The 14,576-nt window shown below is 38.0% G+C and carries 15 protein-coding genes; 5 read left to right on the top strand and 10 right to left on the bottom strand.

The features are described from left to right. On the bottom strand, window positions 1-238 hold a 238-nt coding region (locus F564_RS0116285), incomplete at its 3' end, for an ISAon1 family transposase N-terminal region protein (protein WP_028123223.1). Window positions 239-326: 88 nt separating this feature from the next. Between F564_RS0116285 and F564_RS0116290 the strand changes: the two genes are divergently transcribed. The 4 genes from F564_RS0116290 (at window position 327) to F564_RS21130 (ending at window position 3,017) form a co-directional block, all read left to right on the top strand. After that, entirely contained in the window at window positions 327-938 is a 612-nt protein-coding gene (locus tag F564_RS0116290) for an L-threonylcarbamoyladenylate synthase (RefSeq protein WP_028123547.1), read from the top strand. Window positions 939-1,007: 69 nt separating this feature from the next. Further along, window positions 1,008-1,769: a peroxide stress protein YaaA gene (gene yaaA / locus F564_RS0116295; RefSeq protein ID WP_028123548.1), complete on the top strand. Its 762-nt coding sequence runs from the start codon at window positions 1,008-1,010 to the stop codon at window positions 1,767-1,769. 122 nt (window positions 1,770-1,891) lie between these two features. Next, window positions 1,892-2,743, top strand: a complete 852-nt coding sequence (prmC, locus tag F564_RS0116300) for a peptide chain release factor N(5)-glutamine methyltransferase (protein WP_028123549.1) — start codon at window positions 1,892-1,894, stop codon at window positions 2,741-2,743. 151 nt (window positions 2,744-2,894) lie between these two features. After that, window positions 2,895-3,017 (top strand): hypothetical protein, encoded by a 123-nt coding sequence (locus F564_RS21130; protein ID WP_262493708.1) that lies wholly within the window; start codon window positions 2,895-2,897, stop codon window positions 3,015-3,017. 41 nt (window positions 3,018-3,058) lie between these two features. On the opposite strand, the gene F564_RS0116310 is transcribed toward F564_RS21130, so the two are convergent. The 7 genes from F564_RS0116310 to ychF all read right to left on the bottom strand — a co-directional run bounded on the left by F564_RS0116310 (window position 3,059) and on the right by ychF (window position 11,101). Beyond that, on the bottom strand, window positions 3,059-3,262 hold the full coding sequence (locus F564_RS0116310) for a hypothetical protein (protein WP_154656904.1): 204 nt from the start codon (window positions 3,260-3,262) through the stop codon (window positions 3,059-3,061). A gap of 47 nt (window positions 3,263-3,309) precedes the next feature. Then, entirely contained in the window at window positions 3,310-3,951 is a 642-nt protein-coding gene (locus tag F564_RS0116315; RefSeq protein WP_028123552.1) for a rhomboid family intramembrane serine protease, read from the bottom strand. Between the two features lie 19 nt (window positions 3,952-3,970). Continuing rightward, the gene (locus tag F564_RS0116320) at window positions 3,971-6,544 is read right to left on the bottom strand and encodes a DNA gyrase/topoisomerase IV subunit A (RefSeq protein ID WP_028123553.1); all 2,574 of its coding nucleotides are present in this window, start codon (window positions 6,542-6,544) and stop codon (window positions 3,971-3,973) included. Continuing rightward, a complete protein-coding gene (locus F564_RS0116325) occupies window positions 6,544-7,044 on the bottom strand; it encodes a hypothetical protein (protein ID WP_028123554.1) in 501 nt (166 codons plus the stop codon). The genes F564_RS0116320 and F564_RS0116325 overlap by 1 nt, the downstream gene beginning before the upstream one ends. Then, on the bottom strand, window positions 7,044-8,924 hold the full coding sequence (locus F564_RS0116330) for a DNA topoisomerase IV subunit B (protein WP_028123555.1): 1,881 nt from the start codon (window positions 8,922-8,924) through the stop codon (window positions 7,044-7,046). The genes F564_RS0116325 and F564_RS0116330 overlap by 1 nt, the downstream gene beginning before the upstream one ends. Window positions 8,925-9,123: 199 nt before the next feature. Next, a complete protein-coding gene (locus F564_RS0116335) occupies window positions 9,124-9,927 on the bottom strand; it encodes a T9SS-dependent choice-of-anchor J family protein (RefSeq protein ID WP_028123556.1) in 804 nt (267 codons plus the stop codon). Window positions 9,928-10,009: 82 nt separating this feature from the next. Further along, the gene (ychF, locus tag F564_RS0116340) at window positions 10,010-11,101 is read right to left on the bottom strand and encodes a redox-regulated ATPase YchF (protein WP_028123557.1); all 1,092 of its coding nucleotides are present in this window, start codon (window positions 11,099-11,101) and stop codon (window positions 10,010-10,012) included. A 204-nt stretch (window positions 11,102-11,305) separates the two neighbouring features. Here ychF and F564_RS0116345 point away from each other — a divergent pair, with 204 nt between their 5' ends. Then, a complete protein-coding gene (locus F564_RS0116345; RefSeq protein ID WP_028123558.1) occupies window positions 11,306-11,602 on the top strand; it encodes a hypothetical protein in 297 nt (98 codons plus the stop codon). Here F564_RS0116345 and F564_RS0116350 read toward each other — a convergent pair. Both F564_RS0116350 and mtgA read right to left on the bottom strand, forming a co-directional pair. Then, window positions 11,580-13,607, bottom strand: a complete 2,028-nt coding sequence (locus tag F564_RS0116350) for a recombinase (protein WP_028123559.1) — start codon at window positions 13,605-13,607, stop codon at window positions 11,580-11,582. The two genes, F564_RS0116345 and F564_RS0116350, sit on opposite strands and share 23 nt — an antisense overlap. A 16-nt stretch (window positions 13,608-13,623) precedes the next feature. After that, window positions 13,624-14,271, bottom strand: a complete 648-nt coding sequence (gene mtgA / locus F564_RS0116355; RefSeq protein ID WP_028123560.1) for a monofunctional biosynthetic peptidoglycan transglycosylase — start codon at window positions 14,269-14,271, stop codon at window positions 13,624-13,626. Between the last annotated feature and the right edge of the window lie 305 nt (window positions 14,272-14,576).

Below are 14,576 nucleotides of genomic sequence, written 5' to 3' on the forward strand. Positions count from 1 at the left end.
TTCTGCGTTTGATGTGGAGTTTTACTGTTTTTCCACGCAGAGGAAAATCATCAACGGTTATTTCCGGAACAAAACCTTTTGACTGTAATAGCAGAGAAGAAAACTCTTTCGGAGCAGTATTTTTCTCTTCAAAATAGATGTGCAGGATTTGGTTTTCTTCTTCAAATTTTACAATCTCAAAATACTCAATGAGAAGTTCCGGTAAAAATAATTTAAGGAGTTCGACATCATTTAACATCCTTCAAAATTATTAATTTTTATCTTTCTCCCCAAGTTTTGGAATTGATCCGTTAAACACTATTTTTAAATATTTCATACCTTTGATTATGGCAAAAATCCTGAAAATATATCCCGAAAACCCACAAGAAAACCTCATCAACGAAGCTGTTAAGGTGTTACAAAATGGTGGCGTGATGATCTACCCTTCTGATACAATCTACACGATTGGTTGTGATATCTACAACCACAAGGCGATGGAAAGACTTGCCCAGATCAAAGGAATCAAGCTGGATAAACAAAAATTCTCCATCATTTGTAATGATCTCAGTCATCTTTCCGAATTTACCAAACCCATAGAAACGGCAACTTTCAGATTTTTGAAAGCACATTTGCCCGGTCCTTTCACATTTATTTTGGAAGCTAACAGAAACTTGCCTACGTCCTATAAAGGTCACAAAACGGTAGGAATCCGAGTTCCTGATCATATCGTTCCACAAATGATTGTAGAAAAACTGGGTCACCCAATTGTTTCAACCTCCATTCATGCCGATGATGAGATCCTAGAATATTCTACAGACCCAGAACTAATTGCCGAGAAATATGAAAAATTGGTAGATCTCGTTATCGATTCTGGTTACGGCGATAACAAAGCATCTACAATTGTTGATTTGACTTCTGGTGAACCGGAAATCCTCCGTCAAGGAAAAGGGATTCTGTAAATCACACGCTCGTCATTCAAAGTTTTGGATTAACACTTTTGAAAACAAACCATAAATTTTAAACTCGCCATGAAATTCATTACTTCTCCGGCCAAATTGATGAACATAGAAAATTCGACCACGTTTTTCAAATCTACCACGCCGAAATTTATCAAGGAATCAGAATTAATCCAATCCCATCTAAAAGAAAAATCACCAAAATACCTGTCGGAATTGATGGAAATATCACCGAAACTAGCAGATGAGAACTGGGAACGGAATCAGAAATGGAGCGCTAAACCAACTTCTAAAAATTCTGCACCGGCCATGTTTGCTTTCACTGGTGAAGTGTACAGAGGTCTGGACACCAAAACGCTGGACAAAACCGCAGTAGATTATCTTCAGAAACATTACAGAATCTTATCCGGACTTTACGGTCTTCTGAAACCATCGGACAAAGTGATGCTTTACAGACTGGAGATGGGAAGACCTTTCCAATTTGAAACCTACAAAAACCTATATACTTTCTGGACAGAAAAAGTGACAGATCAACTGAATTCTGAGCTTAAAAAAGACGAATTGGTCATCAATCTTGCCAGCACAGAATATTTTAAAGTGATTGACAGAAAAACTCTGAAAGGCGAAGTCATTGATTTTGAATTCAAGCAAATACAGCCAGATGGGAAACTGAAAACCATTGTGGTTTACACGAAACACGCTCGTGGACTGGTTTTACGCTTTTGTGCCGAAAAACAGGTTAAGACTCTGAATGACATCAAAGCTTTCAACTACGAGAACTATCTGTTTGATGAGAAATTATCGACTGAAACTAATTTGGTTTTTACGAGGTAGATTCATAAATCGCTAAAAAGAAGAGTAAAGAATACGAGAGATTTTACGGGTGGCAAAGTTATTTTGCGACTTTTTAGTTTTGTCAATTAGTTATTTTTTGCGACTTTGCGCTAAATTCGATTATGACACTTTCAGAAATCAAAATTCAATTTCAAGAACAACTTTCAGATTTGTATTCTAAATCCGAAACAGAGGCATTGTTTTCTATTTTCGGTGAACATTTTTTGAATCTGAATAAAATTGCGTTGCGAAACGGTTTGGAAAATGATCTGTCAGAAAGTGATGCTAAACGATTTTTGGATTCGATTGCTGAATTAAAAACAGGAAAACCTTTTCAGCAGATTCTTGGCGAAACCGAATTTTTTGGACTCAAATTCTTTGTGAATGAACACGTTTTGATCCCAAGACCAGAAACGGAAGAATTGCTGGAATTGGCAATTGCTAAAATTCAAGAAACAGGAATCAAGAGTCAGGCGATCAAAATCCTGGACCTTGGAACGGGAAGCGGGATTATTCCGGTGGTTCTGAAGAATTATTTTCCGGAAGCGGAAGTTACAGCAATTGATATTTCCAAAGATGCTTTGGATATTGCCTCAAAAAATGCAGCGTTCCATAACACTGCCATTAATTTTGTCAACAGAGATTATCTGAATGCTGATCTGGAGGAAATTTATGACGTCATTATCAGCAATCCGCCTTATATTGGGATTGAGGAAAATCCGGAAATTGAAGTATCTGTGAAAGGTTTCGAACCCAATTTGGCACTCTTCTCTCCTACTTCTGACGCTTTGATTTTCTATCGAAAAATTGCTCAAGATTGTCAAAAACATTTGGTGGTAAATGGACTGTTGTTTCTCGAAATCAATCAGAAATTGGGAAATGAAACTTTGGAATTATATCAGGATGGTTTTTCTAAAGTTGAGCTTTTGAAGGATATTTCCGGCAATGACAGGATGATTTTTGGGCGGAAATAATTTACAGCTAACGCAAAATCCGCTATGTTTTTCGCAATTTTTGCCCATATTTTCGAATTTGAAAAGTCGAGAAACGCATCAAGGAGTATCTCATTTTATTTTTATTCTGGATGTAAAGACTATTCCAAAGTTGAAAAACTGTTTTTGTTTTTTGTGGTCTTTTTACCACAAGGAACTCACAGGTCTTTCACAAGTTGTAGAAAGCGTGGTGCTGTTTGTGAAGTTTGTGGTGCGTCTTGTGGGAAAAACAGTCAGTACAATCGATAAAGGATAATCCCCATTTTTATTCGTTAAAATTAATGACAGTTGTTTGGACTATGCGCTCTTATAACCCTGAAAAGAATAGCAAAACCTCAACATAGCACCGATGGTAGCGGCATCCTTTTTTGTGATTGCGATGGTGTAACAAAGTGCTATGGAAGACCAAATGTCATTCGCAATCACATAAAAGATATAGCGGACAGCGGGCACGAATGTTGGAACGGATACACCAACGTCCTGCTCCAGAAACGAGCGCATCAAAAAATTATTAATCATTGTCACCGCTTCTGAGAAGTGGAATTTTACTAGCCAATCCTTTTTTTGATGAATATCTCGTAAGACAGATAGATGAGCGGCAATGCCATAATCCCAATATACAAAGCATTCTGCATCGCAAATTCCGGATACGCGATGACTGCGTAAACCAATCCGAAAAATGCACCACCGAGATGCGCCGCGTGACCAATATTGTCATTGGCTCTGGGATTCAGCATCATATAAACGGAATACCCAAAATATAAAGCGCCAAAAAGAAATCCTGGTATAAACCAAATCCTGATCTCATTAGGCGCCAAAGCTACTGCTGCAAACAGGATCCCAGAGACGCCTCCACTAGCACCAATGGCGGAATAAAACGGTACATTTCTGTAATGGTACAGGCAAAATACATTGCCCAGAATCATAGATCCAAAATAAATGATGAGAAATCCGTAGACGTGAAATCCAATTAAAGCGATAGGTGCGAAGATGTAGAGCGTATACATATTGAAAAACAGATGCATAAAATCGCCGTGTAAAAATCCGGCAGACAGTAGCCTCAGGTATTCTTTTCTTCTTTGAATGGCTCCAACTTCGAATTTATATTTCTGGAAAAACTCTGGCTGCTGAAGTCCGATGTAACTGACAACGCAGGTAATTACGATAATGATGAGTAAAACGATATTCATTTTCTTGTGGTGTTCTTATTTAATTTTCTTCGTCGAAAAGGCTTCCTATGGTTCCACCGTCGTCGTCCAGCTCTTCGTCTGGTACGTCATCGATTTCCGGTTCTTCTTCTATGATTTCCGGTGGTTCTGGAATGGTAATATTAATGTTTTTAATTTTATCTTTAGTCAATTGATTTCCAATGGCTTTGATACCTTTGATGGTGATAAATTCATCCAGATCTACGGTTTCCGACTCTTTCTGTTTGTCTTTTATCTTCGGGAACACCAATTCTGCAATGGCGCCCATTTCTGTCGTCACAAATTCCAGGAATGATTTTGGATTTTCGTTGCTGAAGAAAGATTGGACATTGGTGGTATTCTCCAGAAGGAAACGTTTTACAAAATATTTGTCTTTATCGCCGTCAAAATAGATACAGGTTATCGCCTGTTCGGGATTCCATTTTTCAAGGATCAGGTAGTCGTCATCAAAACGGTTCATCAGATCAAAAGAAACCAATTTTGCTTCGCCTTGAGAATTGATCGTCAAAATCTTATCATCACCTTTGAAGCTTCCGAGCAGATTTCCTCTACCATCTGCATTCAGACGTCTTACAGAGTCATCGAACCAGATTTTTCTGGGTGCCAAAGTAGAAACGCCTTCTTCTTTGAGGTCCACTTTCTTGACTGCATATTTGGTGACGAGATTTCCTTTGGAATCGCGACCTTTGATGGCAATTTCTGAGAAATCGATATCGATTTTGTTTTTTCTGACTCTGGCATTCGGTTTCAGAAGAACAGAAACCACCTCTGCTTCTCCATTTGGATTGGCCGAGAAATAAAGCATTTCTGAACCTTTTTTGTCAGAAGCCAATTTGTAATCTGTATTTCTGGTGACACCGGTTACGGAGAAACGTTTCATGTAATAAGGCCCTTCTCTGCCTTCACGATAAATGGAGTTGTAAACCGTCCGTTTATCGTTCTTTTTCCAAATGGCTACGTGCACGATATTTTTTCCGATGAAGGTTTTGCCTTCTACTTTTACGACCTTCATCGTCCCATCTTTCTGGAAGGTGATGATATCATCGATATCCGAGCAGTCAAAGAGGTATTCGTCTTTTTTGAGTGAAGTTCCTATGAAACCTTCTTCCCAATTGACATAGAATTTTTCATTCGCTACCGCCACTTTACTGGCATCTATGGTATCGAAGATTCTCAGTTCTGTTTTTCTTTCTTTTCCTTTCCCGTATTTTTTCTGAATATTGGTGTAATAATCTATCGCATACGCAATCAGGTTGGCCAAATGGTATTTTACCTGTTCTATTTTTCCTTCCAGGGCGAGGATGTTCTCTTTGAATTTATCAAGGTCAAAACGAGAGATTCTTTTGATTCGGATTTCCGTCAGTCTCAAAATATCATCTTCTGTTACAGCTCTCAACAGATGTTTGGTGTGAGGCTTCAAACCTTCATCAATGGTTTTGATGACCTCTTCCCAGGACTTGACTTCTTCGATATCGTGGTAGATTCGGTTTTCTATAAAGATCCTTTCCAGTGAAGAAAAATGCCAGTTTTCCTGCAACTCATGCAACTCAATTTCAAGTTCTTTTTTCAGCAAAGAAACGGTGTGATCTGTATTATGCTTCAGAATATCAGAAACCGACAAAAACATCGGCTTGTCACCAACAATAACGCAGGCGTTGGGTGAAATAGGAACTTCGCAATCTGTGAAAGCGTAAAGTGCATCTATCGTCTTATCAGGTGATACATCTGGATGCAGATGGATATTGATCTCTACGACATCCGATGTATTGTCTTCTATTTTTTTGATCTTGATCTTTCCCCTTTCATTGGCTTTGATAATACTGTCTATCAAGTCGCCGGTATTTTTTGAAAAAGGCAGCTCTGTGATGGAAAGCGTATGTTTGTCTTTCTGGATGATTCTGGCTCTGGCTCGTATTTTTCCGCCCCGTTTTCCGTCATTATAATTGGTGACATCCAACATGCCTTCTGTCAGAAAATCAGGAAACAATTCGAATTTCTTTCCTTTCAGATGAAGGATAGAAGCCGTGATCAATTCATTGAAATTATGCGGCATTATTTTGGTAGAAAGTCCCACACCAATACCTTCTACACCGGACGCTAACAGCAATGGGAACTTTACCGGGAGATCTACCGGTTCGTTGTTTCTGCCATCGTAAGATTTGGTCCAGTGTGTGGTTTTTGGGTTGAAAACAACGTCTAAAGCAAAAGGCGTCAATCTTGCCTCTATATATCTGGCCGCTGCTGCAGAATCTCCCGTGTAGATATTCCCCCAGTTTCCCTGTGTATCTATCAATAATTCTTTTTGGCCAATCTGCACCATGGCATCAGTGATAGAAGCATCCCCATGCGGGTGATATTTCATGGTATTACCAACGACATTGGCGACTTTGTTATATCTGCCATCTTCCAACTCGCGCATAGAATGCATAATTCTCCGCTGTACTGGCTTGAATCCGTCAAAAATAGAAGGAATTGCACGGTCAAGAATTACATAAGAAGCATAATCCAGAAACCAATCTTTATACAGCCCCGAGACTTTTTTAAGGCTTTCTTCGTGATGTGTACTTTCTTCCATTAATCTATAACTGTATTATCATCTTTTCTGATTTCATTATTGGCTTTTACCACTTTGTTCAAAGAAAACTTAAGATCTTTTACCTGTTTTCTGCTGAGAAAAGAAACATCATATTTGAGAATGAGGACATGATTTTTCTTACTGGAAATATAAATATATAACCTCCTAAATATGACCGCATTAACAACATTGAATTGCAATAATTTGTATTTTGGAAATTCATCTTTTGCATTTTTTTTAGAAAGGATGTAAATAATATGATTATTTCGGAAATTAAGCGCTTCCCCATCGCTGTCATATTCAAAAACAGGTCTTCCTAAAAAAAAGAGAAAAAGAAACGTCAATGCCGGAATCAGCAATATGATCCACGACTTGTCACCAAATACAGCAAACTTATTAATTTCCAGAACATACGCAATGATTCCCAAAATAAAAACAATCCCACAAAGTGAATATATAAAGCTATAATAAGGTGTTCTGTTTCTATTACTTAATCTCATTATGATGCCGTTTCTAAATTTTGTTTTTTATCGATATCGCCTTCCTCCACTACCAGATTGTCCAAAATGAACAACTGTCTGTCTGGTGTATTCTTCCCCATATAAAATTCCAAAATCTGTGCGATGGTTTGATCTTTTCCTAAAACCACTGGTTCCAGCCTGATATCTTTTCCAATAAAATGTTTGAACTCGTCAGGAGATATTTCCCCCAATCCTTTGAATCGGGTGATTTCCGGATTTTTCCCGAGCTCATCCAGTGCTTTCAGCCGCTCTGCATCAGAATAGCAATATCTGGTTTCTTTTTTATTTCTAACCCTAAAAAGCGGGGTCTGTAAAATGTACAAATGTCCGTTTTTTATGAGATCCGGGAAAAATTGCAGAAAAAATGTAATCATCAATAATCTGATATGCATCCCATCTACATCGGCATCTGTTGCGATCACCACGTGGTTGTATCTCAGATCTTCCAGGCTTTCTTCGATATTAAGAGCAGCCTGCAAGAGGTTGAACTCTTCATTCTCATACACTACTTTTTTCGTCAGTCCATAGCAGTTCAGCGGTTTCCCTTTGAGGGAGAAAACAGCCTGTGTTTCCACATCTCTAGACTTGGTGATAGAGCCGGAAGCAGAATCTCCTTCGGTGATGAAGATCATCGTTTCGGACTTTCTCGTCGCTTTTTGATCGTTATAATGGTGGCGGCAATCTCTCAGCTTCTTGTTGTGAAGCGACACTTTCTTCGCCCGTTCTCTCGCGAGCTTTTGGATACCGGAAAGTTCCTTTCTTTCCCTTTCAGAAATCATAATTTTTCTGAGAATGGCTTCTGCCGTTTCAGGATTTCTGTGGAGATAATTGTCCAGTTTATTTTTAAGCGAATCTATAATAAAAGTTCTCACCGTGACGCCGCCAGGCTCGATTTCGTTGGAGCCCAATTTGGTTTTGGTCTGAGACTCAAAAACAGGTTCTACCACTTTGATGGATACCGCCGCTACGATAGATTTACGGATATCGGCAGCTTCAAAGTTCTTATTATAGAATTCTCTGATGGTCTTTACAAATGCTTCGCGGAAAGCATTGAGGTGAGTACCACCCTGTGTTGTGTTCTGTCCATTGACAAAGGAGAAGTACGTCTCTGTCTGTGATTTATCGGAATGCGTGATGGCGACTTCGATATCTTCTTCTTTCAGATGGATGATTGGATAAATAATCTCGCTTTCCAGCTCTTCTTCCAAAAGATCCTTCAATCCATTTTCTGAAAAGAATTTTTCGCCATTGAAAAAGATAGACAAACCAGGATTAAGGTAAGCATAGTTACGGAGCATACGCTCAACGTACTCTTTTCTAAATTTGAAATTAATGAAGATCTCTTCATCCGGGATAAAGCTGATTTCGGTTCCGTTTCTGTCAGAAGAGTCCGCCTCGGGATAATCTGTTTTGATAAGGCCTTTGGAAAACTCTGCCATTTTCACACGGTTGTCTCTCACAGATTTTACCCAGAAAAACCCCGACAATGCATTGACCGCTTTGGTCCCCACACCATTAAGACCAACAGATTTCTTAAAGGCTTTGCTGTCATATTTTCCACCGGTGTTCATTTTGGAAACCGCGTCAACCACTTTTCCTAGCGGGATTCCACGTCCGAAATCCCGGATGGTGACTTTGCCCTCATCTACTTTGATCTCGATGCGTTTACCGGCTTTCATCACAAACTCATCGATGGAGTTATCGATGATCTCTTTGAGGAGAATATAAATCCCGTCATCTGCCGAAGAACCGTCGCCCAGTTTTCCAATGTACATCCCAGGACGAAGCCTGATATGCTCTTGCCAATCGAGGGTTCTGATATTATCTTCGGAGTAATTTACAGGATTGATTTCGCTCATATATTTTGATTTCTGAAAGACATTGAAACCGTAAAAGAATTGGTAACTCACAAATTTAACGAAATGAAATTTAATTTGAAAGTTTTAAGAAATTAATTTTAATCGATGTTGATCAATTTATTTACAAAAAAAAGCCAGATGATCGCCTGACTTTGATTTTTAACTGATGAAAGCACCTCAAATTTGAAGCATTACAAAGTTAGTTCTTAATTAATTTTCTTGAGATTACTTGATTCCCTGCGTAAACATTTACAATATATTGTCCTGAAACAAGGTCTTTTACAACAACTTCCGAAGTGTTTGTTTCTTTCACAATTTTACCAGTCATATCAAAAATCCTCACATGATCAATGTTTTTGATTCCAGAAATTTTTATTAAATCTGATGTTGGATTTGGAGAAATTTTTATTGATAAAGCGGATGATTCTGTGACCGCCAATCCTGCATTATCTTTAATTTCAATATCATCTATTCCCATATAGAAAACATCCGTACAGTCATAATGTCTGAAAATCAGTTTTACATCTTGTCCTTTAAAAGGTGAAATATCAACATTAATCAATTTTGCAACATCCAAATATCCTGCATCAAAAGTTTCTTCAAAAACAGGTGTTTCTGTTCCTGTAAAAGTTGAAGTGGCCGGAATTACATATACTGCATAATGTTCCTGGAAAAGCTCCTCGTCGCCAGCTGCCGCTTTGAAAGTTAAATGTAATGAGTTAGAATTTGGCAATGTGATTGACGGACTTTCCAAAACATTATCCGGCGTAAACACATCTAGATACCAAGAGAAAGAAACGGCCAGATTTCCAGTAAAATTCGGAAGTTCATTCAGCTCTGCATTTAGAATTTCCCAATTCTCCCCATCGCCGTCTCTGTCAATTAGTTTCCACTGTGCAACAGATGCTTCGTCCTCAAAATCTTCTTTAAAAACCGAGGTCTGCGCCTGAGAGTAAAAAGCAGTTGCTAAAGCTGAAGCAAAAAGTAATTTTTTAACCATCATATTTTATTTTAAATGTGGCTAAAAATACAAAAAAACACCTCCATTTCTGAAAGTGTTTTGTAAATATTTTAAATGTTTATATTTAAACATTAAATCTAAAGTGCATGATATCGCCATCCTGAACGACATATTCTTTTCCTTCCACAGAGAGTTTTCCAGCTTCTTTTACTTTCGCTTCGGAACCGTAATTCATAAAATCGTTGTATTTTATGACTTCTGCACGGATAAAACCTTTCTCAAAATCTGTGTGGATGACGCCAGCTGCTTGTGGCGCTGTCCAACCTTGACCAATTGTCCAAGCTCTAACTTCCTTAACTCCAGCTGTGAAGTAGGTCTGTAATTTCAAAAGATCGTAAGCTTTTCTGATCAATCTGTTCACACCTGGCTCTTCTAGCCCAAGTTCCTCCAGGAACATTTGTCTTTCTTCAAAAGTCTCCAGCTCATTGATGTCTGCTTCGATCTGTGCTGCTAAAACCACTACTTCTGCATTTTCAGTTTGAGCCATTTCTTCAATTTTAGCGATCCAGTCGTTTCCGTTTTTGATAGCGTTTTCGTCTACGTTACAAACATATAAAACTGGCTTATTGGTCAATAACTGAACTTCATCTAAAATGGACTTTGCAAAATCATCCATTGGAAACTCTCTTGCATTCTTGCCTTCTTCTACAAAAGTCTGAATATTCTGCAGAACATCATACGTCATCAGATCCTCTTTCTTGCCAGATTTCAGGAATTTTTTGGCTTTATCCACCGCCTTTCCAATCGCTTCCAGATCTTTCAACTGGAGCTCGATATCGATGATTTCTTTATCCCGGATAGGATCTACGGTGCCTTCCACGTGGATGATATTTCCGTTATCAAAACATCTTAGGACGTGAATAATAGCTTCACATTCGCGGATATTTGCTAAGAATTGATTTCCCAACCCTTCGCCCTTGCTCGCACCTTTTACCAGCCCAGCAATGTCCACGATCTCTACAACCGCAGGTAAAACGCGTTCAGGATTTACGATTTTTTCCAATTCGAAAAGTCTGGTATCTGGTACAGAAACAGTTCCTAGATTCGGCTCTATCGTACAAAACGGATAGTTAGCAGATTGCGCTTTGGCGTTACTAAGACAATTAAAAAGGGTTGATTTTCCTACATTCGGAAGACCTACAATGCCACATTTCATAACGAAATTTTTATTTGTTTATATCAAGTTATGCCACCTTACGGTTTCATAAAATTCTGGTTTAAGCTCTCAAGTTTCTGGTTTAAGCTACTGCATTAAAATGCCGAACCATCAACTTTTAACTTTTAGCGTGCAAATATACTGATTTTTGTGCTTGAATTTTCTACTTTTACAATCTAATTAAGATCTAGAAAAGAACCCCAAATGAGCAGAAAAAAACGCGAATACCTATCTTCTGAACTTGTGAATTCTTTTGCAAGAATCTATGGTTTTGAAGATAAACTGAAGGCTTTCGAGATCAAGGATTTTTTGGAAGATTATCTTTCCAGCGATCTTTTTGCTGAGATCGTGAGCGTCAATCTGAAAGAACAAGTTCTGATCATCCGCATAAAATCACCACTTTTGAAAAATGATTTCCGACTGAGAAAGACTTTTTTCTTAAAGAAATTCAGAGAAGTTTTGAAGAATGAAGCATTGATCAATGATCTGTTGATCCTGTAGTAATCTCATCGATCATCCGCTTGCTTTTCTCATCTAATCTGGATTTTAAAGGAAAGAAAAAACGAAATGGATTTCTGATAAAATATCGGAAGATCTCTCGGAAAATCTCACTTGCCTCATTCATTTCTACTTTTCTGGAACGGAACGCCAACAACATCGACAAACCAAAACTGACGATAAAATTGAAAAAACCGATGATAAAAACCGTTGCAAATGCCATCCAAAACATATAAGACGTGACCACAAAATCTTTCCCATACAGGCCTAAAGCAAAGTTACCTGCCGCAAACGTAATATGACGGATATCCAGATCTAATCCCAGAAAAAGTCCGATTGGTGCTGTAGCGCCTAGAAAAACACCAAACCAAAAATTAGAAACAATCCCTGCCCAATTTTTAGAATAATAAATAGAGAGCTGTTTGGCAAAGCGTTGTCCAAAGAAATAATTGATGAAAGGATTTTTGGCAATCCTTTTGGGAATTTGAAAAAACACAGAATTATTACTGATATTCCCGGAAATAACTCCCGATATAAACAGAAAGACCCCAGCAATACAAGCGTGCAATATAGCTTTGGACTGAAATGGATCAAGATCATAGAGCAATTTCCCTGACTTCTCAAAAGCAAAATTCTGTTTAAATAAAATTTCCAATCCATAGATAATCATCAGGGCTACCGGAAACGATATCAAAACATTGCCTACAAAAGCTATAAACTGCGATCTGAATAATTGGGAAACAACATGCGCAAACTCAATATAAGTATTTCTGCTACTCCCTTCTGACAGTACTTTTGCCATTGTGGCAGCGGTCATCGCAGGCTGTTTTGTCGCCAATGTAAAATTCATCAGATAGATCATCACAAATCCCATCGCATAGTTCATAGAATATAAAAATGCGTGGGCAAAATCACTAGCTGGGATGTAACTGTAAAGCATTTTCAAAACGCAAAGCGCGCCTACGACAACGCCTCCGCCAGAGGCTTTCCAAAACATTTTCATATAAGCCTTGAGCGTAGAAGTAATGTAGTGTGTTCCCGTTTCCGCGGTGTGATTTGTGATGAGATGCGACATCAGCCTTGTACTGTCTGATACCAGATCGCGGATGTTATTCTTATGCGACTTATACTTTAAAATATTAAAAAACAACTGCTTGGAATTGATCAGATAAGCTTCATCATGATCTACCACAAACAATTTGATAATATCAGACATCCTATTAAGCTGTTGTCTAATTTTCAATAAAGACTGGTTGGTTTTGCTGGAAATACCGTACTTCGATGAATTCTTAAAAGCCAAATTCACGAACTCCAGACAGTGCTCCATATAGATCTTGGTCTGTTTATAGATCTCATCCGTCGATGTAAATTTAAAATCCGGATTCTGACTGAAAAGCGTATTGATCGTATCCAATTCATTTTGCAGGGCGAGAAAAGGATTATCAAAATTCCGGTATTCCGGGGCCATTTTTACGACATCAACGTCCAGAGCATTCCCGATAACCCGCCAAGCCAAGATATTAAGCGAAAACAGAAGTTCTTTTTTGACGTGTGGATTATTGATGAACTTATCAATTTTAAGCAATTGAAACAGCTCATTCATTTTGTCTTCAGGCGAATTCTGGAAAAACTCCAGATCTTTTTTGGGTGTTACCAAAACGTTATCTACCAGATACCAAATGGTCTTTTCATTTTCTATCGGCGGGAGAACTTTATTGAGAAGTCTCTTTTTGAATTCCGGATAGAACGCATTTTCCGAAAGAATATCGGCTTCCGTCAAAGACAGATTAAAGGGTTTATCTTTGAAAATATGATGAATGTACAATAGCAGGTTTTCCCTGATGGTATCATTATCCTTGAGATAGGCGGTAAAAACGCCCAGATCCTCTCTCTTCAGACTAGTAATAATTTCGGATAAAGGCTGCAAAGACAAAGTCTCATTTCTCTCGCTGAAATAATTATTCAGAATAGTACTGAAACTGTCTTTTCTAATCAATCTAATTGGCATCTTAGCACAAAAGTAATCATTTCAGAACAATATTATTCATCTGCCTCATGATCCAGCTGTGTTTTTTGTTGAGATAAGCACTTGGGTTTTTCGGATCATATTTTTTCGGATTCGGCAAAATCGCAGCAATCCAAGCGGCTTCACTTTTGGTAAGATCTTTTGCAGGTTTTTTATAATAATACTGCGCAGCTGCTTCTACCCCGAAAACGCCCTGCCCCATCTCTATTACATTGAGATATCTTTCCAAGATGATATCTTTTCCCCAGATTTTTTCTATAGTGAATGTATAGACAGCTTCGAAACCTTTTCTGATCCAGCTTCTGCCCTGCCAAAGAAAAACATTTTTTGCAGTCTGCTGAGAGATCGTACTGCCACCTCTTACGACTTTGCCTTTCTTGTCATTCTTTTTCATGGCTTTTTCTATGGCTTTGTAATCAAAACCTTTGTGATCGAAAAACGCCTGATCTTCTGAAGCAATCACTGCTTTTTTGATATTGCTCCCCATATCATCATAGGACACATAATCACGCTGCAGCTTCCCATACTTGAAGACACTTCCCAGCTGTGTCCACGTAATTGGCGGATTGAAAAAAATACCAAAAATCACGAAAAGTATATTTGTGATAACAAGAATAAAAATCAGCCTTTTCATAAACTTCCACATAGTACAACAAATTTTCAGCGAAAATAAAACAAAAAAATATTTTATCTGATCAAATTCCAACAAAGAATTTAATATCAACACCTATTTAGATGTTAAGAAATAAAACCTTTACAATATATAAAGGGATCAATTCCAAAACTTGGGGAGAAAGATAAAAATTAATAATTTTGAAGGATGTTAAATGATGTCGAACTCCTTAAATTATTTTTGCCGGAACTTCTCATTGAGTATTTTGAGATTGTAAAATTTGAAGAAGAAAACCAAATCCTGCACATCTATTTTGAAGAGAAAAATACTGCTCCGAA

This window comes from Epilithonimonas tenax DSM 16811 (assembly GCF_000428485.1).
Lineage (GTDB): Bacteria > Bacteroidota > Bacteroidia > Flavobacteriales > Weeksellaceae > Epilithonimonas > Epilithonimonas tenax.